Origin of the sequence: Stenotrophomonas aracearum, assembly GCF_031834615.1 — a bacterium.
Lineage (GTDB): Bacteria > Pseudomonadota > Gammaproteobacteria > Xanthomonadales > Xanthomonadaceae > Stenotrophomonas > Stenotrophomonas aracearum.
In genome coordinates this window covers 2,692,401-2,717,515 of record NZ_CP115543.1, presented here as the reverse complement: position 1 = coordinate 2,717,515, position 25,115 = coordinate 2,692,401, and the positions used below count along the sequence as shown (strand labels likewise).

At 66.9% G+C, this 25,115-nt stretch carries 21 protein-coding genes; 12 read left to right on the top strand and 9 right to left on the bottom strand.

What is annotated here, in order from left to right; all coding sequences use genetic code 11:
- The first annotated feature begins 86 nt into the window (after nt 1-86).
- Genes PDM28_RS12360 through PDM28_RS12335 form a run of 6 tightly spaced genes read left to right on the top strand, consistent with a single transcriptional unit; the run spans nt 87 to nt 8,746 of the window.
- Nucleotides 87-1,700, top strand: a complete 1,614-nt coding sequence (locus PDM28_RS12360; RefSeq protein WP_425507598.1) for a glucoamylase family protein — start codon at nt 87-89, stop codon at nt 1,698-1,700.
- A 27-nt stretch (nt 1,701-1,727) separates the two neighbouring features.
- On the top strand, nt 1,728-3,014 hold the full coding sequence (locus PDM28_RS12355; RefSeq protein WP_484605323.1) for a sugar ABC transporter substrate-binding protein: 1,287 nt from the start codon (nt 1,728-1,730) through the stop codon (nt 3,012-3,014).
- Nucleotides 3,011-3,892: a carbohydrate ABC transporter permease gene (locus PDM28_RS12350; RefSeq protein ID WP_070209663.1), complete on the top strand. Its 882-nt coding sequence runs from the start codon at nt 3,011-3,013 to the stop codon at nt 3,890-3,892. Before PDM28_RS12355 ends, PDM28_RS12350 begins: the two co-directional genes overlap by 4 nt.
- The gene (locus PDM28_RS12345; RefSeq protein WP_070209662.1) at nt 3,889-4,725 is read left to right on the top strand and encodes a carbohydrate ABC transporter permease; all 837 of its coding nucleotides are present in this window, start codon (nt 3,889-3,891) and stop codon (nt 4,723-4,725) included. The genes PDM28_RS12350 and PDM28_RS12345 overlap by 4 nt, the downstream gene beginning before the upstream one ends.
- Before the next feature lie 35 nt (nt 4,726-4,760).
- Nucleotides 4,761-7,907 (top strand): discoidin domain-containing protein, encoded by a 3,147-nt coding sequence (locus PDM28_RS12340; protein WP_311182244.1) that lies wholly within the window; start codon nt 4,761-4,763, stop codon nt 7,905-7,907.
- A gap of 23 nt (nt 7,908-7,930) precedes the next feature.
- Nucleotides 7,931-8,746 carry an endonuclease/exonuclease/phosphatase family protein gene (locus PDM28_RS12335; protein WP_425507664.1) on the top strand — a complete coding sequence of 272 codons (816 nt, stop codon included), beginning with the start codon at nt 7,931-7,933 and terminating at the stop codon, nt 8,744-8,746.
- Nucleotides 8,747-8,768: 22 nt separating this feature from the next.
- Here PDM28_RS12335 and PDM28_RS12330 read toward each other — a convergent pair whose 3' ends face one another.
- Nucleotides 8,769-10,127 (bottom strand): RHS repeat-associated core domain-containing protein, encoded by a 1,359-nt coding sequence (locus PDM28_RS12330; RefSeq protein WP_311182243.1) that lies wholly within the window; start codon nt 10,125-10,127, stop codon nt 8,769-8,771.
- A gap of 164 nt (nt 10,128-10,291) precedes the next feature.
- The gene (rne, locus tag PDM28_RS12325) at nt 10,292-13,720 is read right to left on the bottom strand and encodes a ribonuclease E (RefSeq protein WP_311184683.1); all 3,429 of its coding nucleotides are present in this window, start codon (nt 13,718-13,720) and stop codon (nt 10,292-10,294) included.
- A gap of 411 nt (nt 13,721-14,131) precedes the next feature.
- On the opposite strand from rne, the gene PDM28_RS12320 reads away from it, so the two are divergent.
- Nucleotides 14,132-15,109, top strand: coding sequence for an RluA family pseudouridine synthase (locus PDM28_RS12320; RefSeq protein WP_311182242.1), 978 nt, complete (start codon nt 14,132-14,134; stop codon nt 15,107-15,109).
- 635 nt (nt 15,110-15,744) lie between these two features.
- Here PDM28_RS12320 and zupT read toward each other — a convergent pair.
- From zupT to PDM28_RS12305, 3 genes are read right to left on the bottom strand one after another with little or no spacing between them, the layout of a single operon-like run.
- A complete protein-coding gene (zupT, locus tag PDM28_RS12315) occupies nt 15,745-16,554 on the bottom strand; it encodes a zinc transporter ZupT (protein WP_102944662.1) in 810 nt (269 codons plus the stop codon).
- Between the two features lie 21 nt (nt 16,555-16,575).
- Nucleotides 16,576-17,001, bottom strand: coding sequence for an energy transducer TonB (locus PDM28_RS12310; RefSeq protein ID WP_311182241.1), 426 nt, complete (start codon nt 16,999-17,001; stop codon nt 16,576-16,578).
- A gap of 5 nt (nt 17,002-17,006) precedes the next feature.
- The gene (locus PDM28_RS12305; protein WP_070209613.1) at nt 17,007-17,348 is read right to left on the bottom strand and encodes a 4a-hydroxytetrahydrobiopterin dehydratase; all 342 of its coding nucleotides are present in this window, start codon (nt 17,346-17,348) and stop codon (nt 17,007-17,009) included.
- A gap of 91 nt (nt 17,349-17,439) precedes the next feature.
- Here PDM28_RS12305 and PDM28_RS12300 point away from each other — a divergent pair, with 91 nt between their 5' ends.
- Both PDM28_RS12300 and PDM28_RS12295 read left to right on the top strand, forming a co-directional pair.
- On the top strand, nt 17,440-18,039 hold the full coding sequence (locus tag PDM28_RS12300) for an NfuA family Fe-S biogenesis protein (protein ID WP_070209612.1): 600 nt from the start codon (nt 17,440-17,442) through the stop codon (nt 18,037-18,039).
- A gap of 9 nt (nt 18,040-18,048) precedes the next feature.
- Nucleotides 18,049-19,830, top strand: a complete 1,782-nt coding sequence (locus tag PDM28_RS12295) for a hypothetical protein (protein WP_311182240.1) — start codon at nt 18,049-18,051, stop codon at nt 19,828-19,830.
- Nucleotides 19,831-19,920: 90 nt separating this feature from the next.
- Here PDM28_RS12295 and PDM28_RS12290 read toward each other — a convergent pair whose 3' ends face one another.
- Nucleotides 19,921-20,337 (bottom strand): barstar family protein, encoded by a 417-nt coding sequence (locus PDM28_RS12290; protein ID WP_311182239.1) that lies wholly within the window; start codon nt 20,335-20,337, stop codon nt 19,921-19,923.
- On the bottom strand, nt 20,334-20,813 hold the full coding sequence (locus PDM28_RS12285; protein ID WP_311182238.1) for a guanyl-specific ribonuclease: 480 nt from the start codon (nt 20,811-20,813) through the stop codon (nt 20,334-20,336). The genes PDM28_RS12290 and PDM28_RS12285 overlap by 4 nt, the downstream gene beginning before the upstream one ends.
- A 167-nt stretch (nt 20,814-20,980) precedes the next feature.
- Between PDM28_RS12285 and PDM28_RS12280 the strand changes: the two genes are divergently transcribed.
- Nucleotides 20,981-21,592, top strand: a complete 612-nt coding sequence (locus tag PDM28_RS12280) for a superoxide dismutase (RefSeq protein WP_070209615.1) — start codon at nt 20,981-20,983, stop codon at nt 21,590-21,592.
- A gap of 131 nt (nt 21,593-21,723) precedes the next feature.
- On the opposite strand, the gene PDM28_RS12275 is transcribed toward PDM28_RS12280, so the two are convergent.
- Entirely contained in the window at nt 21,724-22,512 is a 789-nt protein-coding gene (locus PDM28_RS12275; RefSeq protein WP_311182237.1) for an endonuclease/exonuclease/phosphatase family protein, read from the bottom strand.
- Between the two features lie 188 nt (nt 22,513-22,700).
- Between PDM28_RS12275 and PDM28_RS12270 the strand changes: the two genes are divergently transcribed.
- Together PDM28_RS12270 and PDM28_RS12265 are read left to right on the top strand one after the other, a co-directional pair.
- The gene (locus tag PDM28_RS12270; protein WP_102944668.1) at nt 22,701-24,263 is read left to right on the top strand and encodes a POT-type proton-dependent oligopeptide transporter; all 1,563 of its coding nucleotides are present in this window, start codon (nt 22,701-22,703) and stop codon (nt 24,261-24,263) included.
- Between the two features lie 8 nt (nt 24,264-24,271).
- Nucleotides 24,272-24,895 carry a rhomboid family intramembrane serine protease gene (locus PDM28_RS12265; RefSeq protein ID WP_311182236.1) on the top strand — a complete coding sequence of 208 codons (624 nt, stop codon included), beginning with the start codon at nt 24,272-24,274 and terminating at the stop codon, nt 24,893-24,895.
- On the opposite strand, the gene PDM28_RS12260 is transcribed toward PDM28_RS12265, so the two are convergent.
- Entirely contained in the window at nt 24,896-25,072 is a 177-nt protein-coding gene (locus PDM28_RS12260; protein ID WP_311182235.1) for a hypothetical protein, read from the bottom strand.
- Nucleotides 25,073-25,115: the final 43 nt, after the last annotated feature.

Below are 25,115 nucleotides of genomic sequence, written 5' to 3'. Positions count from 1 at the left end.
GTTTTTTTGGAACATGGTTTGTAAACGATTTCAGTTGCAGGGACGTTATCCTCCCTGAAACGCACACGTAAATGAGGTGGTGGTCGATGAAGGCACGTCGTGTTCTGGCTCTGGCCGTGTTGGCTGCAGCGATCGTGGGCTGCAAGCCGCAGGCAGAAGAACAGCCCGCCAAGCCCAAGCCGCCGGTCATCCTGGTGGAGGCCGACGTTCCGCCGCGCCCGATGAAACCCGAGCTGCCGCCGCTGTTCGACGATATCGAACGCCGCACCTTCCAGTTCTTCTGGGACACCACCAACGAGGTCAACGGGCTCAGCCCGGACCGCTATCCCTCGCGTCCGTTCGCCAGCATCGCCTCGGTGGGCTACGCGTTGACCGCATACCCGATCGGCGTGGAGAACGGCTGGGTCAGCCGCACCCAGGCGGTCGACCGTACGCTGACCACCCTGAAGTTCTTCCGCGACATGCCGATGGGCCCGCAGCGCACCGGCAAGGGTGGCTACAAGGGCTTCTACTACCACTTCCTGGACATGCAGCAGGGCCACCGCTATGACAGCTGGGTGGAACTGTCCAGCGTGGATACCGCACTGCTGATGATGGGCGTGCTGTTCGCGCAGTCCTATTACACCGGCGACGACGCGCGCGAGAAAGAGATCCGCGCCATCGCCGATACGCTGTACAAGCGCGTCGACTGGCCGTGGCTGCAGCAGCGCGCCCCGCTGATCTCGATGGGCTGGTTCCCGGAAAGCGGCTTCATCGACCATGACTGGATGGGCTACAACGAGGCGATGATGGTCTACATCCTCGCGCTCGGCTCGCCGACCCATCCGGTCAGCCCGGACGCGTGGACCGTGTGGACTCGCACCTACGACAACGACTGGGGCGTGTTCCAGGGCCAGGAATACCTGTCCTTCGGCCCGCTGTTCGGGCACCAGTACAGCCACGTCTGGATCGACTTCCGCGACATCCAGGACGCGTACATGCGCGAGCGCGGCAGCACCTACTTCCTCAACAGCCGCTCGGCCGCGCTGGCCCAGCGCGAGTACGCCATCGCCAACCCGGCGCAGTGGAAGGACTACGGCGAGAACGTGTGGGGCCTGACCGCCAGCGACGGCCCGCAGAACACCACCCAGGAGTTCCGCGGCGAGCAGCGCCAGTTCCGCCATTACTCCTCGCGCGGCGCCGGCCTGCGCGAAAACTTCGACGACGGCACCATCGCGCCGACCGCCGCCATTGCTTCGGTGGTGTTCGCGCCGGAAGAAGTGATCCCGGCCACGCTGGAAATGCACAAGCGCTACGGCGACTACCTGTATTCCAGCTACGGCTTCCTGGATTCGTTCAACCCCAGCTTCAACTTCGACATTCCGCTCAAGACCGGGCGCATCGTGCCGGATCGCGGCTGGGTGGCCAGCGATTACATCGGCATCGACCAGGGCCCGATCCTGACCATGATCGCCAACTACCGCAACGATTTCGTGTGGGACACGATGAAGAAGAACCCGCACATCCGTCGCGGCCTGGAGCGCGCCGGTTTCAGTGGCGGCTGGCTGACCCCGGAAGGCGAGGACCAGCCGATGGAACTGCAGAAGGATGAAAAGGCCGCTGCCGCGCGTTCCATGGGCATCGCCGAGTCGCGTGCGGCCGCCGCGCAGGAACAGAAGAACAACGCCAATTCGAACCGCAACCAGCCCCAGGGGAAGTAAGCAGTGTTTTTGTCGTCGCGCCCCAAGCTGTGGGTGAGTGTGGTGCTGCTGGTTGCCGGCAGCCTGTTGTTGAGTGCCTGCCGCAAGGAACCGGAAGGGGTGACCGTGCGCTTCTGGGCGATGGGCCGCGAAGCCGAGGTGGTCACCGAGCTGATCCGTGAGTTCGAAGCGGAGAATCCCGGCATCCACGTGGACGTGCAGAACATCCCCTGGACCGCAGCGCATGAGAAGCTGCTGACCGCGTTCGCCGCCGATGGCCTGCCGGACGTGTTCCAGCTCGGCAATACCTGGATCCCCGAGTTCGCCGAGCTCGACACACTGACCCCGCTGGCGCCGTTCGTGGCGCAGTCGAAGGTGGTGGACCCGGCCGACTATTTCCAGGGCATCTGGGACACCAACGTCATCCACGACCAGCTGGTCGGCATTCCGTGGTACGTGGACACCCGCCTGCTGTACTACCGCAAGGACCTGCTGGACAAGGCCGGCTTCGACCACCCGCCCCGCACCTGGGACGAGTGGAACACCATGATGGCGGCGATCAAGACGATGCAGGGTCCGGACCGCTACGCGATCCTGATGCCGATCAACGAGTTCGAGCAGCAGCTGTCGTTCGCGCTGCAGCAGCCCGACCCGCTGCTGCGCGACCACGACACCCGCGGCAACTTCCGCAGCCCCGGGTTCCGCCGCACGCTGGCGTTCTACGAAAACATGTTTGCCCAGGGCTGGGCGCCGCGCATGTCCGAGACCCAGATCTCGAACGTGTGGGATGAATTCTTCCGCGGCTTCAACGTGTTCTATCTCTCGGGCCCCTGGAACATCCGCGAGTTCAAGAAGCTGCAGCCGAAGGAACTGGAAGGGCAGTGGGGCACCGCTGCATTGCCGGGCCCGGAAGGCCCCGGCGCCGGCATTGCCGGGGGCACCAGCCTGGTGATCTCGCGCAACTCGCAGCAGAAGGAAGCGTCGTGGAAGCTGATCGAGTTCCTGTCGCGGCCGGCGATCCAGGAACGCTTCCATTCCATCATCGGTGACCTGCCGCCCCGGCGCAGCACGTGGGAGTTCGCCTCGCTGGCCAACGACCCGCTGGCGCAGCCGTTCCGCGACCAGCTCGAACGCGTGCGGCCTACGCCGAAGGTGCTGGAGTGGGAGCGGATCGTGCAGGAAATGCGCATCGTCACCGAACAGGTGGTGCGCGGTGGATTGGACCAGGATGTGGCAGTGAACCGATTGGACGAACGCGTGGACAAGGTACTGGCCAAGCGCCGCTGGATGCATGAGCAGCGGACCCAGGCAGAAGGCGCGGAGGTGACCCCGTGAAGCAGCGTTCGCTTGCCGGCTGGATCTTCGCCGGCCCTTCGCTGTTGGTGATTGGCGTGTTCTTCGGCCTGCCGGTGTTCTCGGCGCTGGCGCTGAGCATCACCGACTTCGACCTGTATGCGCTGGCCGATGGCGGCAACCTGCGCTTCGTCGGGCTGGGCAACTACATCGACCTGCTGCAGACCCCGATGTTCTGGAAGTCGCTGTGGAACACCACGTACTTCGTGATCGTGGGCGTGCCAATGTCCATTGGCGTGTCGCTGGGCGCGGCCATGCTGCTCAACGCGCCGGCCGCGCGCTTCAAGGCGCTGTTCCGCACCGCGTTGTTCGCCCCGGTGGTGACCACGCTGGTGGCGGTGGCGGTGATCTGGCGCTACCTGTTCCACACCAGCTACGGCTTGGTGAACTACGGGCTGGGCCATCTGGGCATCAGCCCGATCGACTGGCTGGGCGACCCGAACTGGGCCATGCCGACCATCATGCTGTTCGCGGTGTGGAAGAACTTCGGCTACAACATGGTGATCTTCCTGGCCGGCCTGCAGGCAATCCCGCATGACCTGTACGAGGCCGCGCGCATCGACGGCGCCTCGCGCTGGAAGCAGTTCCTGCACATCACCCTGCCGATGCTCGGCCCGGTGCTGCTGGTGGTCGGGGTAATCACGGTGTCCGGCTACTTCCAGCTGTTCGCCGAGCCCTACGTGATGACCCGCGGCGACCCATTGCAGAGCACCGTGAGCGTCCTCTACTTCATGTTCGAGGAAGGCTTCAAGTGGTGGAACCTGGGCCGCGCGTCGGCGGTGGCGTTCCTGCTGTTCCTGATCATCCTCGCTGTCACCAGCCTGATGCTGCGTTTCGGCCGCAAGAGGCAGTTGGTATGAGTCGTGAGATCGGCCAGTCGCGCTGGCATGCGTGGTGGGTGAACGGTGGGTTGCTGGTGCTGGCTGCGGTCAGCCTGGCGCCGCTGCTGTGGATGCTGTCGGTGTCGTTCATGCCTACCGGCGAAGCGGCGCATTTCCCGCCACCGCTGCTGCCTTCGTCGGTGACCACCGCCAACTACCACGAGCTGTTCGCCCGCACCGGCATGGGCAACAACTTCGTCAACAGCCTGTTCGTCTCGCTGGCGATCACGCTGGGCTCGCTGCTGCTCAACACCATGGCCGGCTATGCGTTCGCCAAGCTGCGCTTCGTCGGCCGCGAGCGGATCTTCCAGGTGCTGCTGGCGGCGCTGGTGATCCCGGCCCAGGTGGCGATGCTGCCGCTGTTCCTGCTGATGAAGCAGCTGGGCCTGGTCAACAGCTTCGGCGGCGTGATCGTGCCGGCCCTGGCCAGCGTGTTCGGCATCTTCCTGGTGCGCCAGTACGCGCGCTCGATTCCCGACGAACTGCTGGAAGCGGCGCGGATCGACGGGGCAGGGGAGCTGCGAATCTTCTTCCAGATCGTGCTGCCGATGCTCAAGCCGGTGCTGGTGACCCTGTCGATCTTTACCTTCATGGGCGCGTGGAACGATTTCATGTGGCCGTTGATCGTGCTGACCGACCAGGAGCACTACACTCTGCCGGTTGCCCTGGCCACGTTGTCGCGCGAACACATCATGGACGTTGAAATGATGATGGCCGGCGCGGTGGTCACGGTGGTTCCGGTGCTGGCACTGTTCCTGGTGCTGCAGCGCTACTACATCCAAGGTCTGTTGCTGGGGAGTGTGAAAGGGTGAAGCGTGCCGTCGTCGCGGGGGTTCTGGGGTTGGGTATGGTGTGGTCGTTGGCGGCGCCTGCCGCGCCCCCGGCAGTGCCGGCGGCGCCCAAGGTCCTGGACAGCTTCGACGACATGGCGCCGTGGAAGCTGGTGGTGTCCGACCAGGTCAGCGGCTCGCTGCGCAGCGTGGCCGGCGCCAACGGCGGCCGTGCGCTGTGCGTGGACTACGACTTCCACGAGGTCTCCGGCTACGTGGCGATCCGCCGCGAGCTGCCGGTCACCTGGCCGGACAACTACCAGGTGGGCTTCCAGATCCGTGGCGATTCGCCCGGCAACGACCTGCAGTTCAAGCTGATCGACGCCAGCGGCGACAACGTGTGGTGGGTCAACCGGCCCGGCTACACCTTCCCCAAGACCTGGAGCCCGGTGCAGTACCGCCAGCGCCAGATCGACAAGGCCTGGGGCCCGGACCCGGACAAGACCCTGCGCAAGAGCGCGGCGGTCGAGTTCACCATTTACAGCAAGGTCGGCGGGCGCGGTACGGTCTGCTTCGACCGGCTCACGCTGCAGCCGCTGCCGCCGGCCGATACCTCGGCGCTGGCACCGTCGGTGATCGCCGACACCGCCACCGCGCTGCAGAGTCGGATTGCAGATGGCAAGCCCGACACGGTGTGGATCAGCGGCGGCGTGCCCGACCAGACCATCAGCCTGGACCTGCACAAGGTGCGCGAGTTCGGCGGCGCGGTGATCCAGTGGCTGCCGGGCCTGGAAGCCACCCGTTACGTGGTGCGTTCCTCGGTGGACGGCCGCGACTGGAAGACGCTGCGCGAGATCACTGCCGGTGGCGGCGGCGACCGCGACTGGCTGGCGCTGCCCGATACCGAAGCGCGCTACCTGCGCTTCGACCTGGAAAGCGGCCGCAGCTGGCGCTACGGCATCCGCGACATTTCGATCAAGCCGCTGGACTTTGCCGCCACCCCGAATGACTTCGTCGAATCGGTCGGCGCCGACCTGACCCGAGGCTTCGTGCCGCGCGGCTTCAGCGGTGAGCAGCCGTACTGGACCCTGCTGGGCCTGGACGGCGGCAAGGAGCAGGCGCTGATCGGTGAAGACGGCGCGCTGGAACCGGCCAAGGCCAGCTTCAGCGTTGAACCGTTCGTGCTGGTCGACAAGAAGCTGCTGAGCTGGGCCGACGTGGACAGCAGGCAATCGCTGCAGGACGATTACCTGCCGATCGCCAGCGTCGACTGGAGCCACCCACAGGCAGCGCTGAAGGTGACCGGCTTCGTGCAGGGCACCCCGGACAAGGCGCAGCTGGTCGGTCGTTACACGCTGCACAACCCGGACAAGGTCGCGCACGACTACACTCTGGCGCTGGCGGTGCGGCCGTGGCAGGTGAATCCGCCGCGTCAGTTCCTCAACACCGTGGGCGGGGTAAGCCGGATCGACCGGCTCGATATCGAACCGGGCCGGGTCGAGGTCAACGGCACGCCGCGCGTGTTCCCGGTGCAGGCCCCGGATGCGGCCTTCGCCAGCCCGTTCGACGGCAAGCTGGAAGTGACTCATCTGGCCGCAGGCAACCTGCCGACCGCCACCGAAGTGCGAGATCCCACCGGGCTGGCCTCGGGCGCGCTTCTGTACAAGTGGCGGCTCGAACCGGGCCAGACGCGCGAGGTCGCCATCGTGCTGCCGCAGACCGGCAGCTGGACCACGCCCAAGGACTTCGACGCCAACAAGGCGCAGCAGCAGGTCGCCTCGATGTGGCGCACCAAGCTGGACCAGGTCTCGCTGCAGGTACCGACGGCGGGCAAGCCGCTGGCCGACACCCTGCGCACCGCGCTGGCGCACATGCTGATCTCGCGGATCGGGCCCAGCCTGCAGCCGGGCACGCGCTCGTACTCGCGCAGCTGGATCCGCGACGGCGCGATGATTTCCGAAGGCCTGCTGCGCATGGGCCGCAGCGACGCAGTGCGCGAGTACGTGAACTGGTACGCGCCGTACCAGTTCGACAACGGCAAGGTGCCGTGCTGCGTGGACCCGCGCGGCGCCGACCCGGTGCCGGAGAACGACAGCCACGGCGAACTGATCTTCAACATCGCCGAGTACTGGCGCTACACCGGCGACAGCACCTTCCTGGAGCTGATGTGGCCGCATGTGCAGGGCGCGTACCAGTACATGGAGCAGCTGCGCCTGAGCGAACGCACCGAAGAGAACCGCGCGCGCAACGCGGCCTTCTACGGAATGATGCCGGTGTCGATCAGCCACGAAGGCTATTCGGCCAAGCCGATGCATTCGTACTGGGACAACTTCTGGGCGCTGCGCGGCTACAAGGACGCGGCGGTGATCGCCAGCACGCTGGGCAAGGTCGAGGCGATGCAGATCGCCGAGTCGCGCGACCAGTTCCGTGACGACCTGCAGGCTTCGCTGCTGGCGGCCACCGCGCTGCACAGGATCGATTTCCTGCCAGGTTCGGCCGAGCTCGGCGATTTCGATGCAACCTCGACCACCATCGCGCTGGCCCCGGCCGGCGAGCAGGGCAGGTTGCCGCAGCCTTATTTGAACAACACCTTCGAGCGGTACTGGAAGGAGTTCGAAGCGCGCCGCGACGGCAAGCGCGAATGGAAGGACTACACCCCGTACGAGTGGCGCAATGTGGCCGCGTTCGTGCGCCTGGGCTGGCGCGACCGCGCCTGGCAGGCCACCGAGTTCTTCTTCAAGGACCGCGCGCCGCAGGCGTGGAACCAGTGGGCCGAGGTGGTCTCGCATACGCCGCGCAAGCCGTTCTTCGTCGGCGACCTGCCGCATGCATGGGTGGCCTCGGACTTCGTGCGCTCGGCGCTGGACATGTTCGCCTACACCCGCGACGTTGACGACAGCCTGGTGCTGGCGGCGGGCGTTCCGGTCCGCTGGTTTGAAGGGCAGGGCGTAGCCATCAAGGGTCTGCGCACGCCGTATGGCCAGCTGGGCTATTCGCTCAGCCGCAGCGACAAGCTGCTGACCCTGCAGGTGCAGCCGGGCCTGGTGGTACCGCAGGGTGGGCTGGTGCTGCCGTGGCCGTACAGCGGTGAGCCGGGCGAGGCCACCATCAACGGTGAACCCGCGCAGTGGATCAACGGCGAGCTGCGCATCACCCAGGTGCCGGCCAAGGTCGACGTGCAGATTCCCGCCTCGGTGCGTCGCGCCGAACGCAAGGCGCCATGAGCGCGCGGTGGGTAGCGGCCGGCATGCGGTGCATGCTGGTCGCGTGCGCGCTGGCGATCCTGCCGGCGCGCGCGGCCGAACCGCAGGCGCCGGGCATGAGCATGGTGACCTTCAACCTGCACCATGACCGCGAAGACTGGCCACAGCGTCGGCAGGTGATCCTGCGCGAACTGGAGGCGCTGCAGCCCGACGCGATCGCGCTGCAGGAAGTGATCCAGAAGCCGTACGTGCGCAACCAGGCGGCGTGGCTGGCAGGCAAGCTGGGCTACGACTACCAGTTCGTGTCGACCGATCCGCCGGGGCGCTTCAAGCGCTACGGCAATGCGCTGTTGACCCGTCGTCCGGTGCTGGCGCGTGGCGAGCACCTGCTGGCGCCGCGCACCGACTACCGCACCGTGGCGCACCTGCGCATCGATGTCGACGGCCAGCCGGTGAACGTGTACGCCACGCACCTCAACGAACGTTCGGACGAGAACGGCGGACGTATCCGGGGCGAGCAGGTGGCGGATCTGTTGCAATACATTGCCGCCACGTCCGGCGACGCGCCGGTGGTGATCGCCGGCGACTTCAACGCGCTGGTGGATGCCGGCGATCTGAGCGCCTTGCGCCAGCGCTACGGCGACAGCTACGGCAGCGTGCACGTGAACAACCAGCTGGCGCAGGTGAGCACGCTCAACCGGCACTACTACGAAGCACCCTCGCGCATCGACCACATCTTCTTCCAGCAGGACCAGCTGGTCGCGCGCGAGGCGCGCCTGCTGTTCGACCAGCCGTATGCAGAAGGCCGCTGGGCGTCGGACCATTACGGCGTGTGGGCAAGGTTGCAGTTCGCGCCGTAGGTTGGGTGCACGCCGGAAGGCGTCAGCGGGGATACCAGGGGTCCATCGTCATCGGGAACTTCACCTCGAAGAACGTCTTGTAGTGATCGGTTGTGTGATACACGACCCTTGGCCCCGCCGGCCCATTCGGTACATAGTCGCCCAATACCAATCTCTGTTGGCCCCGACCGTACACGCCGGCCGTGGGAACGGTGTATTCCAGGTAATCGCCTGGCTGGGCACGCGGAAGGAACTTCTCATAATTCTGGAACGGCATACCATCGTGTTGCGGATACTTCATCGGAGCGCCGCTATGGATCATCCGAAGGATGGTCTGCGCTTCAGTCCCAATGACGCTGTAGTCGACCGGGGGAACCGTAGGTCCGCTTGGTGCTATAGCTACCGGTGATGACCACTTTGTCTTGCTCTTCTTTCCCGGCATGTAATACACGTGTGGCTTGGTCGATGCCGGCGGCCGTGGCGAGTAAGGGGACGCATCACGCAGCTTCAGGTAGCCTCCCGTGTGCCAGCCGCCCGAAGGATTCATCGCATCGGCAATCTTGTAGCCGTGCTCGCGTAGTTCTGAAACAAACATGGCGGCCTTCTTCGCGGCGGATGGTATTGCAATGGCCACTTGGGAGACGTTGACGAACATGCCCATGACACCAAGAATTCCTGCCGTGGTGTGATCTCCGAGACCTTCCGCAATCAGCGAGCCCGCTTCGGCCGCTACCCCCACTAGAGCCGCCCCAATTCCAACAGCTGAGGAAACCGTTAGTGCGGCGGTGCCTGCAAGCAAGGGCGCTATGAGTGTGCCAGCGCTCACGACGGCCAGGGCAACACTGGCTGCGGCCAGTACCCATTTCCAGAAGTTACCTGTCGGGTCAGTGCGGTTGATCGGATCGCCCGCGCAATACGCGTACGCGTTCGTACCGCCTTTGCCGAACGGGCTGAGCGCATCCGGCGCAAGGAAATACTGCAGGGTTGGGCTGTAAGGGCGATGGTGGCCCGCACCCAACAGATAGCAACCGCTCGGATTGTCCAGCAGTTCGCCGTTGTAGGCGGGATGAAGCTCGGTTCTCTCCGAGGGCAGGTAGCCAGAAGGTGTATAGCGCTGGCTGCGCACGCCAAGATCAGCCTCCATCAACACGGAGCCCGATGGATCCGTTGCCAGAAGGGTCGCGATCGGGCCGCCGCCGATCCCACTGCGTTTGGTGGCAATCCGCTGGCCCGCGCAGTACGCCCAGCTTAGTTCGCGGCCTTCCCCTGCGGCATTAACCACCGTCTTGTCACGCCAGTAACGCCACTGGGGTCGACTGGCAGTGCCGGTAGAGACCAGCACATTCTCGGCGTCATAGCGATAGCGGGCGGGCGCATTAAGTGCGCCGGAGGGAGAAGCCATGGCAGTCTCTCAACGTGCGCCCCCGCGTGCAGGACGATGCGCCCTGTTGCGTTAACGGGTTGTCGAGTTTTCCGGGCCCCGCACATGCAGACAGCGGCCTTTCGGCCGCTGTCTGGGTTCTGCGTAGGAGCCACGCAGGGCGTGGCTCTACCTCCGGGAAGGGGTCAGGGCTTGTCGGCCTTGTCCTGTTCTTCCTTGGCGGCGGCTTCGGCCGGGGCGAGTTCATCGGTCGGGATGTCTTCGCGGGCTTCGGCGTGCGCGGCCTGGGCGGCGGCGTCGGTCGGGGCGGCGTCGCTCTGGACGCTGCCGAACAGCTGGCCGGTCTGCGCCACCGGGGTTGGCTCCAGCATGCGGGTCTGGACCGGACGACCGACTTCGGTCGGACCCTTGCGCTCGGGCTGGGCGTCGATGGCGTCTGCGGCCTTCGGTGCGTCGACCGCCACCGGGGCCTCGACTGCCTTCGGCGCATCCGTCACGGCCGGCGCTTCGACAGCCTTCGGTGCTTCGGCCACAACCGGAGCTTCGGCAGCCTTCGGAGCCTCGGTCACGACCGGAGCTTCAACCGCCTTCGGTGCCTCGGTCACGATCGGAGCCTCGACCGCCTTCGGTGCTTCGGCAACGACCGGCGCTTCGACAGCCTTCGGCGCCTCGGTCACGACTGCGGCTTCAACGGCCTTCGGCGCTTCAGCAGCCACCGGCTTTTCCGCCTGCGGTGCAGCGTCCACCGGCGCAGCCACGGGGGCAGCCACCGGCATCGGCGACTCCACGAACGGCACGCGGTCGGTGTAGGACGGCGCACGTTCGGCCACCGGCTCGGCCTTCGGGGCCGGTGCCGGGGTCGGCTCGGCGTGACCAGCGGTCACCACCGGGCTGCTGACCACGGCCAGCGGCGCGGCGGCAGCCACGGCGGCGACCGGGGCCGGGCGCGGGGCCTGGACCGGTGCCGGCGCAGGTGCAGCCGGAGCCGGAGCAGCAGCAGGAGCGGAGGCTGCAGCGCCTTCATCGTCGAAGTCGAACTCCGGCTGCGGCTGGCCTTGGGTCACGGCCGGACGTGCGGCCGGGGCGGCGGTGTCGCCGTCCTGGTCGTTGTCCTGCTCGTCGCTCTCGGCGTCGTCATCCAGACCTGCATCGTCGATCGAACCTTCGCTGCCGGCAGCCTGCTCGCCATTGCCACGACGGCGGCGACGGCCACCGCGACGGCCACGACGACGGCGCGAGGCGCCTTCGCCCGCAGCGTCATCGGCGGTGCCCGGTGCTTCACCGTGCTCGCCGGCGTCGCCTTCGACCACGGCGGCCTGGGTGTCGTCCGCAGCGGCCGGGGTTGCCACCGGAGTGGCGACCGGCGCAGCCGGTGCCGGGGTGGCGGCGTCGGCCACGGTCACCGCAGCGGCGGCGACCAGCGCGGCATCGGCGACGGTGGCGTCGTTCTGCACCGGCTTGGCGTTTTCGGCCTGCGGCTGACGCTGCGGCTTGTCGCCCTCATTCTGCTGGCGCGGCTGCTTCTGCTTCTGGCCCTGGTTCTGGTTCAGCTTGGGCTGCTGTTCGTTGCGCGGCGCCTTGGGCTGCTGCTCATTGCGCTGCTTGCCCTGCTGCGGCTGGCCGGCGTTCGGGGCGGTCGCCTGGACGGTCGCGTCCTGGCGGCGCTCGTCGCGGCGCTCGCCTTCACGGCGCTCGCCCTTGCCACCGCGCTCGCCACGGTCGTCGCGGCGGTCCTTGCCACGGCCCTGGTTCTGGCCCTGGCCGGCGGACCGCTCGCCGCGCTCGCCACGCTCATCGCGACGGCCATTGCGGTCCTTGCCGTTGCGGTCCTTGTTGCGACCGTTGCGGTTGCCGTCCTGGGCCGGGCGTGCAGCCGGCGCCGGGGCGGCGGCCGGTGCCGGTTCGCCACCGAAGATGCGCTTGAGCCAGCCGACCACGCCGGTAGCGGCGGGTGCAGCGACCGGGGCGGGGGCGACCGGTGCCGGTGCAGCGACCGGTTCGGCCACTTCGCGCACCGGCGCCGGCGAGCTGTGCTTGACGTTGGTCACCGCCGGGGCGGCCGGAATGTTCAGCTGCGCCTTGGTCAGGGCGTGCACCGGCAGCTTGCGCGGGGTGCCGCGCTGGTAGCTCGGACGGCCGCTGTCTTCGCCCAGCTCGTTTTCACGCAGGCGGGTCACTTCGTAATGCGGGGTGTGCAGCTGCTCGTCGGCGACGATCACGATCGGCGCGTCGTGGCGCTGTTCGATCTCACGCAGCGCGTTGCGCTTTTCGTTGAGCAGGTAGTTGGCGATCTCGACCGGGGCCTGGACCAGCACCTGCCCGGTGTTCTCCTTCATCGCATGCTCTTCGGCGACGCGGATGATCGACAGCGACAGCGACTCCACGCTGCGCATGCGGCCATGGCCGTCGCAGCGCGGGCAGACGATCTGGCTGGACTCGCCCAGGCTCGGACGCAGGCGCTGGCGGCTCATTTCCATCAGGCCGAAGCGCGAGATGCGGCCCAGCTGGACGCGCGCGCGGTCGTACTTGAGCGCGTTCTGCAGGCGGTTTTCCACTTCGCGCTGGTGCTTGTTCGACGACATGTCGATGAAGTCGATCACCACCAGGCCGCCCAGGTCGCGCAGGCGCAGCTGGCGGGCCACTTCCTCGGCCGCTTCCAGGTTGGTCTGGAACGCGGTGTCCTCGATGTCGCTGCCCTTGGTGGCGCGCGAGGAGTTCACGTCGATGGCGGTCAGCGCTTCGGTCTGGTCGACCACGATCGAGCCGCCGGACGGCAGGCGCACGTTGCGTTCATACGCGCCTTCGATCTGCGATTCGATCTGGAAGCGGTTGAACAGCGGGATGTCGTCCTTGTAATGCTTCAGCTTGCGCAGAGTCTGCGGCATCACCTGCTGCATGAATTCGCGGGCGGTCTCGTAGAGTTCCTCGGTGTCCACCAGGATCTCGCCGACATCGGCGCGCAGGTAGTCGCGCAGGGCGCGCACGATCAGGCGCGATTCCTGGTAGATCAGGAACGGGGCCGGCTTGGTCAGCGCCGCTTCGGCGATCGACTTCCAGACCTGCAGCAGGTAGTCCAGGTCCCACTGCAGCTCTTCGGCATCGCGGCCGACGCCGGCGGTGCGGATGATCACGCCCATGTCGTCGGGGATGTTCAGCTTGTCCAGCGCTTCCTTCAGCGCGGCGCGGTCTTCGCCCTCGATGCGACGCGAGACGCCACCGGCGGTGGGCGAGTTCGGCATCAGCACCATGTAGCGGCCGGCCAGCGAGATGAACGTGGTCAGGGCGGCGCCCTTGTTGCCACGCTCTTCCTTGTCGACCTGGACCACCACTTCCTGCCCTTCACGCAGCAGTTCGCGGATGGTCGCCTTGTTGTGGTCGACCCCGGCCTGGAAGTAATCGCGGGAGATTTCCTTCAGCGGCAGGAAGCCGTGGCGTTCGCCACCGTATTCGACGAAGGCCGCTTCCAGCGACGGTTCAAGGCGCGTGATGCGGCCCTTGTAGATGTTCGACTTCTTCTGTTCCTTGGACGGCTGTTCGATGTCGATGTCGTACAGCGTCTGGCCATCCACGATGGCAACCCGCAGCTCTTCAGCCTGCGTGGCGTTGATCAGCATTCGCTTCATAGTGCGTTCCTCGCGCGCTGCTACCGCGCGGAACGCCATGGGGTTTCGCTTCTGGTCACGCTTCGACGCCCATCGCGCATGCGCGGGGAGGGCGGCTTGGGCTTCCAGCGCTACGACACCACGGCAGGCCGCGGGAGCGCTACATTTTCTTGGTTTGGGTATTACGGGCCGGAGGCAGCTTTCAGCCAGGCTGGAGCGCCACAGGGACATTTTTTCAGCGCAGACGCGTGTCAGGCATCCGGCGATGGCCGGGACTGCCGGTGAGCCGCTAACATGGCCGCCCCGGGGGCGGTGGCTGCGCACTGTGCCGGAATCGAGGGAAGTCGGGCTTCTGGCCCAGAGCAACTTCCAACGAAATCAATCCCTTATCTCGCCCGCCGAGTGTAACAGAATAAAAGGCCAATGACCGACACCGCACCGCCCGCCAAACCCGCTGAAGGCAAGACCAGCGTCCGTCTCCTGACCGTGCCGGAGGACCGTGCCGGCCAGCGCTTGGACAACTTCCTGCTGGGGCAGCTCAAGGGCGCGCCGCGCAGCCTGGTCTACAAGCTGGTGCGCAGCGGCCAGGTCCGCGTCAACGGCGGCCGCGCCAAGGCCGAGCGCAAGCTCGAAGCCGGCGACGAAGTCCGCGTCCCGCCCGTCCGTCTCACCGAAGAAGGAGACAAGGCCGGCCCGCCCGCCGCGTTCATGAAACGCCTGGAAGACGCCATCGTCTACGAAGACGAGCGCCTGCTCGCCCTGAACAAGCCCTCCGGCGTGGCCAGCCACGGCGGCAGCGGGATCAGCTTCGGCGCCATCGAGACCCTGCGCGCTCTGCGCCCGGGCAAGACCCTCGAGCTGGTGCACCGCCTGGACCGCGACACCTCCGGCCTGCTCATCGTGGCCAAGAAGCGCTCCGCCCTGAGCGAGCTGCAGGCCCTGCTGCGTGAAGACCATGGCGCCGGCATCCGCAAGCGTTACCTGACGTTGCTGGTCGGCCGCATGCCCGACGGCACCATGACCGTGGACGCCCCGCTGCACGTGGGTCTGCGCCAGGGCGGCGAGCGCCATGTGCAGGTCAACGCCATCGGCAAAGAATCGGTGAGCCATTTCAAGGTGCTGGAACGCCGCGGCGGCCATTCCTACTGCGAAGTCCGCATCGAAACCGGCCGCACCCACCAGATCCGCGTACACGCCCAGCACCTCGGCCACCCGGTCGCCGGTGACGACAAATACGGCGATCCGGACGTCAACAAGCGCCTTCGTGAGCAGATCGGCCTGAAACGCCTGTTCCTGCACGCCGCCTCGCTGGAGTTCGCTCTCGACAACGGCAAGACCCCGTACACGCTGAATGCGCCGCTGGCGGATGAGCTGGTCGAGGTGTTGAACCGGTTGGGGTGACTGGGCGGGAGTCGTTTGGTCGCCCAAAGCAGCGCCTCAATTTGTACGTGCAGGGGCGGTCGCCGGGCAGCCCCGCTCCGGGATAAGACGGGCCTTCGGCCCGCGTTATCCGGGCATTCCACCTTAACCCCGCGCCTTCGGCGCGCCCCCTTCAACAAGAAGGGGGCTTTTCTCCAGACAGCTCTACGGCGACTTCAAGAGCGGACACGCGTGGCGTGTCTCTACGCGGGTTCGAGACCGTGCGCTGGCCTGCTTTGGTAGGGTCGCTTCCCAAACGACCGCCGTGAAATCATCCGCGCCCGGTAACGCATGGAAATGATCGGGATCGCAGGGTCGGCCAACGACCGACACCCGCGTTTCCCGTGGCCACCGGCCAACTGTCGAAGGGTCGCCCGGTGTCGGTTTGCGGGGGACTCGGCGCCATGGATGGCGTCCGCGTAGCCCCCATGGATGGGTTTACGGCGACCCCGCAAACCGGCACCGGGCGGCCCAAGCCAGGGGACCCGCGCACTCCACGGCTGTTCGCCTGAATCCAACAGCAGCCGGGCAGGGCCCGGCTCTACCGGCCTGACACCAACAGCAGCCGGGCAGGGCCCGGCTCTACCGGATGCCGGCGAACACCGACGAACAGCGCATCACCACTTGAACAACACCAGGCTGATCGCCAGGCTCGCCATGCCCGCCACCAGGCCATACACGGTCTCGTGGCCCTTCGCGTACCGCTTGGCCGCCGGCAGCAGCTCGTCCAGTGCCAGGAACACCATCACCCCGGAAATCAGCCCGAACACCCAGCCGAAGGTGGCGTGATTCAAGACCCCTGACAGCAGCACGTACCCTATGGCCGCCCCGATAGGCTCCGCCAGCCCCGACAAAAGGCTCGCCCCGAACGCATAGAACTTGTTCTGCGTAGCGAAATACACCGGCACCGCAATCGCGATGCCCTCCGGAATGTTGTGGATCGCAATCGCGAACGCCAGCGGCATCCCCACCGACGGACTTTCCAGCGTCGCAAAGAACGTCGCCAGCCCCTCCGGGAAGTTGTGCGCCGTGATCGCCACCGCCGTCAGCAGGCCCACCCGCTTGATGTACGCCTTGTTGTTCTCCCGGAACATCGGGTCCTGCTTGTCCAGGCTCTCGTGCGGGTTCGGGATCAGATGGTCGATCAGCACGATCAACACCACCCCGCACAGGAACGCACCGGTCGCATACGCGTACCCGATCCGCGCATCGTAGGCCAGCGTGAACGAATCGATCGCCTTGGTCAGGATCTCGGTCAGCGACACGAACACCATCGCACCGCCCGCAAACGCCAGCCCGAACGCCAGCAGGCGCGGGTTCGGGCGGCGCGAGAACAACACCATCAGACTGCCCAGGCCGGTCGCCAGCCCCGCAGCCAGGGTCACCAGCAGCGCGACCCATACGTTCTCAGAAGAAATATCCAGCATCCGTTCCGGGTCCGTCCCTGATCAGCCGCCGCGACGCAGTCGTTCTTCCACCGCGAAGCACTCGTCCGGCTTCGGCTGCGGCGGGTTGAAGCTTACCGGCACCTGGATCGTCGTCGGCACCGCCTGGCCCGCGCGCGTGGCCGCCTTGAACTGCCAGCCTTCCACCGCCTTCCGTGCCTGCTCGTCCAGCTGCGCGTTGCCGCTGCCCGCCACCACCTGCATCTGCCCCGGCTTGCCGTCGGTGCCGACCACTACCTTGAGCGTCGTCGTACCGCCCACCGACTGGCAGGCCAGCTCGATCGGGTACACCGGCGGCGGCGTCTTCACCGCCGCCACCTCGGTCGGCGGCGCCACCGGCGTGGCCGGCGTCGACGGCCCGCCACAGGCAACCAGTCCCACCAACACCGCGCCCGCAAGTCCGGCGCGCATTCCGATACGCATCGTCATATCACTCACTCCGTCAGGCCCGAAGCCTTGGCTGCACAGATGAAGTCGTTCTCGCTCAGCCCACCCACGTCGTGGGTCGAAAAGCGCACCACCGCCCGGTCGTAATGCACCCCCAGGTCCGGGTGGTGGTCCTCCGCATGGGCGATGAAGGCCAGGGCGTTCACGAACGCCATGGTCCGGTAGTAGTCCTTGAAGCGGAACGTCCGGGTCAGCGCCTGGCCCTGTTCGGCCAGTTCCCAGCCCGGGATCTGCGGCAGCAGCTCCGCTACCCGGGCCTCGCCCAGCTTGTGGTCGCTGCCCTTGCGGGGCACGCAGTGCGCCTGGGCCAGCGGAATCAGGTCGGCCATGGAATCCTCCACCTCGTGTATGCCTGAACAATGCGCCGGACAGTGTATAAACCGAATGAGCGCATAACATGTAAGCCGCTAGAATAGCCGCATGATCCAGATCTCCGACACTGCCCAGACCTATTTCCGCAAGCTCATCGAGCGCGAAGCCGTGCCCGGCATGGGCGTGCGCCTCAGCGCCGTCGACGCCGGTACCCCGCGCGCCGACGCCCGGCTGGAGTTCGCCGAACCGTCCGACCTGCTCGGCGACGAGTGGGCCGTGGACTGCGACGGCTTCACCCTCTACGTCGCCGCCACCAGCGTCGCCTGGATGGACGGTGCCGACATCGACATCGTCACCAACGGCACCGGCGGCCAGCAGCTCACCATCAAGGCGCCCAAGATCAAGGGCGAAGTGCCGGCCGAGTCCGCCTCGCTGGTCGAGCGCGTGCGCTGGGTCGTGGAAAACGAAGTCAACCCGCAGCTGGCCTCGCACGGTGGCAAGGTCGCCGTGCAGGAAGTCTCCTCCGACGGCGTGGTACTGCTGCGTTTCGGCGGCGGCTGCCAGGGCTGCGGCATGGCTGACGTCACCCTCAAGCAGGGCATCGAAAAAACGCTCATGGGCCGCGTGCCCGGCATCACCGCCGTGCGTGACGCGACCGACCATGACAGCGGGCACGCGCCGTACATTCCCCGCGGCACGGCTGCCTGATCGTCCTGCGTGACACTGCGCCGGGCTGACGAGATCCTCCACGCGCTGCTGGCTCGCCAGCCGGAAAAACGCATCGTTGAAAAAACCACCGGCCTCCCTTACGGGTGGGGCCTGTGGCTGCGTTCGATGACGCCGCTGCCGCGCCCGTTCCGCTCCTCCGAAGTCATTGCCGAACTGATCCAGCGCCCGCTGCCCGGTTCGCCCGGCCGCCTGCCGGCGCTGGGTACCGTGCAGGCCATGCGCCGGCTGCTCTGGCAGACCTGGGACCCGGCCCCGCGCGACCAGCGCTGGATGCGCTGGACCTCCGGCGTGGTCAGCCTGCTGCTGCACCTGCTGTTCGCCGCACTGCTGCTGTGGGTCGCGCTGATCCGCCCGCCGGTAACGCCGGAGCAGGGCGGCGATGGCGGCCGCATCCAGGTCGAGTTCCTCGGCAGCGGCACCCCGCAGGACAGCGGCGGCGGCGATCCCGCCGAGGCCAGCAGTGCTGCAGCCGCCGCCGCCGCCGCGCAGGCACGTTCGCGCGCGTCCGCCCGCACGCCAGCGGCCACCGCCCCACAGCCGCCCACACCCCCGTCCACCAGCGACGCCGAACCCACGCCGCCGCCTCCGCAGCCCACCGCGACCGCAGAACCGGCCCCGCCGACTCCCGCGCCCACGCCGGTCGAACAACCGGTCCAGGCCACCGACGTGGCCGAGGCCACCACCGATTTCGTGGTGCCGCCGACCAGCGTGCCGCGTACCGAAGTCCGCGTGATTCCGCGCGAGGCCCCCGAGGTGCAGGTGCGCGAGCGCACTGTCGAAGTGGTCCAGGCGCCGACCCCGACCCCGGTCACCCCGACGCTGCGTCCGGTTGAACCGCAGCTGCGCACCCCCGAGCTGGCCGTGCGCGAGCGCGAAGTCACCACCGTCACCGCGCCCACCCCGCCGGTGCCCACCGCCGGGCCGCAGGTGGAGATCCGGGTGCCGCAACGCGACCTGCAGGTGCGCGAGCGGGAAATTGCACCGGCGCCCTCCGTGTCGGTCACCGTAGCGCCAGTGCCGCAGCGTGAGATCACCGTGCCCGGGCGCAGCCTGGAGGTCAGCGTGCGCGAGCGTACCGTGCCCAATGCCGCGCCGCGTCCGGCGCCTGCCACGCCAAGCGCAACGGCGAGCACGCCCTCGGCCACGCCGAGCACCAGCCCGAACCCGGCCCGCCAGGCCGCGCCGAGTCGCAGCACGGCGTCCACGCCCTCGACCTCGCCGGCACCGGCCGCGCGCCCGGCGCCGAATCCCGGTGACTGGTCCACCCCGGCCAAGGGCGACGACTGGGGCGCGGCCAACCGCAACCGCGACGGCGAGCGCAGCGGTGCCCAGGCGAACCAGGGCGCCGGCCGCACCGGCGATGGATTGTTCAATGCCGACGGCAGCGTGCGCGTGCCCGGCCAGGACGGCAGTGGCGACAGTGAGCGCGGCGCCCCCGGCGGCGAGAACGACGGCTGGAGCAAGGAGCGCATCGCGCAGTCCGGCACTTGGCTCAAGCGCCCGCCATACGACTACACGCCCACCTCGTTCGACAAATACTGGGCACCGAACGAATCGCTGCTGGCCGAATGGGTGCGCAAGGGCATCAAGGCCGTGGAGATTCCGATTCCCGGCACCAGCTCGAAGATTTCCTGCGTGATTTCGATCCTGCAGTTCGGCGGCGGCTGCGGCCTGACCGACCCGAACATGCAGGACCAGCCGGCGGTGGCCAGGCCGCCACCGGATGTGCCGTTCAAGAAGGAACTACAGGAAGACAACGGCTCCCGGTAATGGCGACCCGCGTAGCGACACGCCATGCGTGTCCCACGGGTTGCGTCATCGCGCGCGGTCCGGCACCGCGAGGACACGCATGGCGTGTCTCTACGCCTCGGTCACCGCCAGGAACGCCCAGAACGGCACGTTCTGTTCGGCCCACGCCTGGCAGGCTTCATCCAGCACGTCCAGCAACGTATCGAAATCCTTCTCCGCATCGCCCCGCAGGCCATCGGCATCGCTGAAAAACAGCGCATAGCCATTCGCCTTCAGCCACGACAGGTCGCGAAGACAGTCGAGCAGCGCATCCCAATTTCCGCCAAAAGTCCTGGGGAAATCCAGCTGCGTCGCCATGCGCGTCAGCAGCGTGCGCTTGTCGTGGCAGCCGGCCAGGTCGATGGTGGCCACGCGCAGCCCCGCATCGCGCATTGCCGCGGACAACGGCCCGATGTCATCGTTGCCGATCGCGTACACGCCGGCATTGTTGATGTCGTCCAGGCCCAGTTCGAATGCATCGTGATTCATTGCCAGCTCCCGGCAGGTGGGACCTCGAAACTGCGGAAGGTCTCGTAATGGTCGTCGGTGTAGAACCAACCGGTCGGCGGGGTGCCGCCGGTCACGATACGGCGTGCGCCACGGTTGCCGGCGCCCGGCGTGTCCACGGTGTACTCGCGGTAGTAACCGCGCGGCCGGTCGGGCAGGCGCTGTTCGCGGTTGCTGAAAACACTGCCGTCCTGGCGGTGCGGATACGGCCCGCCGCGCTGGATGAGCACGAGGGTCTGGCGCGCCTCCGGTGGCAGGAAGGCGGGCAGGGCATCGGCGGAACGTTGCGCCGTGGCACCGGGGTTGGCCGGGGCGCTGGCGGGGGGTGCCGTGCCGGTGTCGGGTTGGGTGAGCGAAGGGGCGAACTGCGGCGCAGGCGCGCGCTGCAGCTGTTTGATGCCGACCAGGCCGCCGACCAGCAGGAGGATGGCGAGCAGGAGGAGTAGGGGTTTGCGCATGGGGGTACTCTACTGCCAGGCAGGGCCTGGCACTACCGCAGCCCGTTGATTTCCTGGTGCGATGCACATTCCCTTACATGGGGGGTTGGTAACCTTCACATCCATCCCCATCATCGACTTCGCAACGCCCGGTCTTCGCCGGGCGAGTGAGCTACCAGGAGAACCACATGGCCTACACCCTCCCCAAGCTGTCCTACGCCTACGACGCGCTTGAGCCGCACATCGATGCGGCCACGATGGAAATCCATCACACCAAGCATCACCAGACCTACATCAACAACGTCAATGCGGCACTGGAAGGCACCGAATACGCCGACCTGCCGGTGGAAGAGCTGGTCAAGAAGCTGAAGTCGCTGCCGGAAAACCTGCAGGGCCCGGTGCGCAACAACGGTGGCGGCCACGCCAACCACAGCCTGTTCTGGACCGTGATGGCGCCCAACGCCGGTGGCAACCCGAAGGGCGACGTCGCCAAGGCGATCGACGCGGACCTGGGCGGTTTCGAGAAGTTCAAGGAAGCCTTCACCAAGGCTGCGCTGACCCGTTTCGGCAGCGGCTGGGCCTGGCTGAGCGTCACCCCGGACAAGAAGGTCGTGGTTGAGAGCACCGGCAACCAGGACAGCCCGCTGATGGAAGGCAACACCCCCATCCTGGGCCTGGACGTGTGGGAACACGCGTACTACCTGAAGTACCAGAACCGTCGCCCGGAATACATCGGCGCGTTCTTCAACGTCATCGACTGGAACGAAGTCGAGCGTCGTTACCAGGAAGCGATCGCCTGATCAAAGAACGCCGGGCCCCAAGCCCGGCGTTTTCATATGCGGGCTGTTGGCATTGTCGCAGACCGTAGTGCCGGCCGCTGGCCGGCTCCTCGCAATACCAGGCACAGCCTGGAGCCGGCGAGCGGCCGGCACTACCTTGTAGCTGCTTGGTCCTGCAATCGCAGCGTGGCGATGATCCCCAGTCGAACCCCGCCGCCTTCGGACCCCTCCGGCGCGGGCAGCTTCACCGGCTGCAGGCCCTGGCTGGCGAAATGGGATACCTGGAACAACACATCCAGGCCATGCCCGCCGGCCACGCCGACCAGCGAGGGCGGGTCGACCCGCTCCCCGGGATTCTTGCGCGCTGGCTGGAAGCCCGGCGAACTGCTGACCAGCTCTTCGGTGTCGGCGGAGAAGTCGCCTGCGATCAGCGACGGCAACCCATCGGACGTGGCCCCGATCCAGGTCATCAGGTCGCTGGTCTGGTGCTGGCGCACCGTCGGCTCGTCCGGGTCCGGACGCAGCCGCGCCACATAGATGTTGACCAGCGCTTCCTGCAGCTTCACCCGCAGCATGCCGGCGGTGCTGAACTGGCCCGGCGGATGCAGCAGGGTCACCCCGTCCTCGGACACCGGCAGCCGGCTGAGCATGGCACTGCCATGGCGCAGGCGCTGGCTGGGCGGGTCGGCGGTGACGAAGTCGCAGCTGTAGCGCAGCCGGGTCGCCAGCCAGCAGGCCGGGTTGCGGCCCTGCGACTGCTGCACCCGCTGCACCGCGATCACGTCCGGCTGCAGCCCCTCCAGCACCTGCAGCAGCTGGTCGCGGCGCTGTTCCCACTCGCTGTCGTCGCCCACCGGCAGCTCCAGCGTGGCGATCTTCAGCAGGCGCGGCGCAGGCTCGCCCTGGCGGGCATCGGCCGACAGGATGGGGGTGGTCAACATCAGGAGCAGGAGCCAGCCGTGCCAGTGTCCTGCGACAACCGTGGGGAGGAGGCGCATAACGATAAGTTTACGCTTGAGCCGTGGACGTGCCGTGACTTCCGTCAAATGTCACGTTCGGCCGCAGCGTGCGCGGCCGGGGACCTTCCGGTAACCTTGCGCCCTTTGAAGCCGCAGGACAGCCCCATAGCATGAGCACGACCGCAGCCGCCAGCGTTGGCACGGGCAGGATGCCGCGCCAGATTCCGTACATCATCGGCAACGAGGCCTGCGAACGGTTCAGTTTCTACGGGATGCGCAACATCCTGGTGCAGTTCCTGATCACCTCGCTGCTGCTGCAGGAGATCACGGCCGATGGCCGGGCCGGCGAGGCCAAGGACATCATGCACAGCTTCATGATCGGCGTGTACTTCTTCCCGCTGCTCGGCGGCTGGCTGGCCGACAAGTTCTTCGGCAAGTACCACACCATCCTCTGGTTCAGCCTGATCTACTGCGCCGGCCACGCCTGCCTGGCGCTGTTCGAGAACAGTCGCGAAGGCTTCTTCTTCGGCCTGGGCCTGATCGCGCTGGGCGCCGGCGGCATCAAGCCGCTGGTGGCCTCGTTCATGGGCGACCAGTTCGATCAGAGCAACAAGCACCTGGCCAAGATCGTGTTCGACGCCTTCTACTGGATCATCAACTTCGGCTCGCTGTTCGCCTCGCTGCTGATCCCGCTGGCGCTGAAGAACCTCGGCCCGCAGTGGGCGTTCGGCATCCCGGGCATCCTGATGTTCGTGGCCACCTTCGTGTTCTGGCTGGGCCGCAAGCGCTACGTGCTGGTGCCGCTGCCGCCGAAGGACCCGCATTCGTTCGGCAACGTGGTGCGCACCGCGCTGTCGGCGCAGGTGCCGGGCAAGGGCCGTCCGGGCCGCACCCTGGCCATTCTCGGCGCGGTGCTGGCGGTGGCCTCGATGGGCCTGGTCGGCAGCCTCGGCATCGTGATCTGCCTGTGCATCGCGCTGGTGCTGGTGCTGGCCGGCGTGGGCGGCGGCACCTGGATCCAGCTCGACCGCGCCCGTGCCGTGCACCCGGCCGAAGCCGTGGAAGGCGTTCGTTCGGTGCTGCGCGTGCTGGTGATCTTCGCGCTGACCACCCCGTTCTTCTCGCTGTTCGACCAGAAGGCGTCCACCTGGGTGCTGCAGGGCCAGCAGATGGCCATGCCGTCCTGGTTCACCGCCTCGCAGATGCAGGCGCTGAACCCGCTGCTGGTGATGATCCTGATCCCGTTCAACAACCTGGTGCTGTACCCGGCACTGCGCCGCTTCGGCTTCGAGCCGACCGCGCTGCGCCGAATGACCGCCGGCATCGCCTTCAGCGGCCTGGCCTGGATCGTGGTCGGCGGCATCCAGGTGATGATGGACGGCGGCAACGTCATGTCGATCTTCTGGCAGATGCTGCCGTATGCGCTGCTGACCTTCGGTGAGGTGCTGGTCTCGGCCACCGGCCTTGAGTTCGCCTACAGCCAGGCGCCGCAGGCGATGAAGGGCGTGGTGATGAGTTTCTGGAACCTGACCACCACCATCGGCAACCTGTGGGTACTGCTGTCCAATGCCGCCGTGCGCAATGAAACGGTGACCCACCAGATCGCCAGTACCGGGCTCAGCGAAGCCGCCTTCCTGATGTTCTTCTTCGCCGGCTTCGCGTTCGTCGCGGCGTTGGCCTTTGGTTGGTATGCCAAGCGCTATCGTATGGTCGACAACTACCGCGCTGCCTGAGTACCGCCATGACCCCCGTAAACCTGCTGCTGATCGCCATCACCGCCCTTGTTTCGTGGATGGCGTTCAACAACCGCGCACTGGCCGACCGCCTGATCCTGTGGCCGCCGGCGGTGGACCGCAAGCGCCAGTACGACCGCCTGGTGACCTATGGGTTCATCCATGCGGACTGGATGCACCTGATCTTCAACATGGTCACGCTGTTCTTCTTCGGCGGCCAGATCGAAACAGTGATGGTGAGCCTGACTGGCAGTTACCTTACCTACCCGGCGTTCTACCTGGCGGCGCTCGTGGTGTCGATCCTGCCCAGCTACCTGAAGAACCAGAAGAACCCCAACTACATGAGTCTGGGCGCCTCGGGCGCGGTGTCGGCGGTTTTGTTTGCCTTCGTCCTGCTTAGCCCGTGGAGCAAAATTTTCGTGTTCTTCATCCCGGCCCCGGCGATCGTCTTCGCCGCGTTTTACGTCGGCTACAGCATCTGGATGGACCGCCGGGGCGGGGACCGCATCAACCACAGCGCGCACCTGGCCGGTGCCGCATTCGGCGTGATCTTCATGCTGGCCATGCGCCCGGAGATCTTCGGGCACTTCCTGGCCGAGTTGAGCAACCCGCGCTTCAGCCTGGGCGGCTGATCAGGCAGCGAAGCGCTGGTCGACGCCGTAGGCGCTGAGCAGACGGGTGTAGACCTCGTGGTCGATCAGGTCGAAGTCCGACCCGTTGGTCTGGCCGTTCAGGGACAGCTGGAACAGGCCTTCGAGCAGCGAGCTGTCGGCATCGCCGGGCAGGGCAACTTCAGGTGCATTGTCCATGTAACGCTCCTTGGGACACGGATGGGGCAGGCAGGAGTCGCAA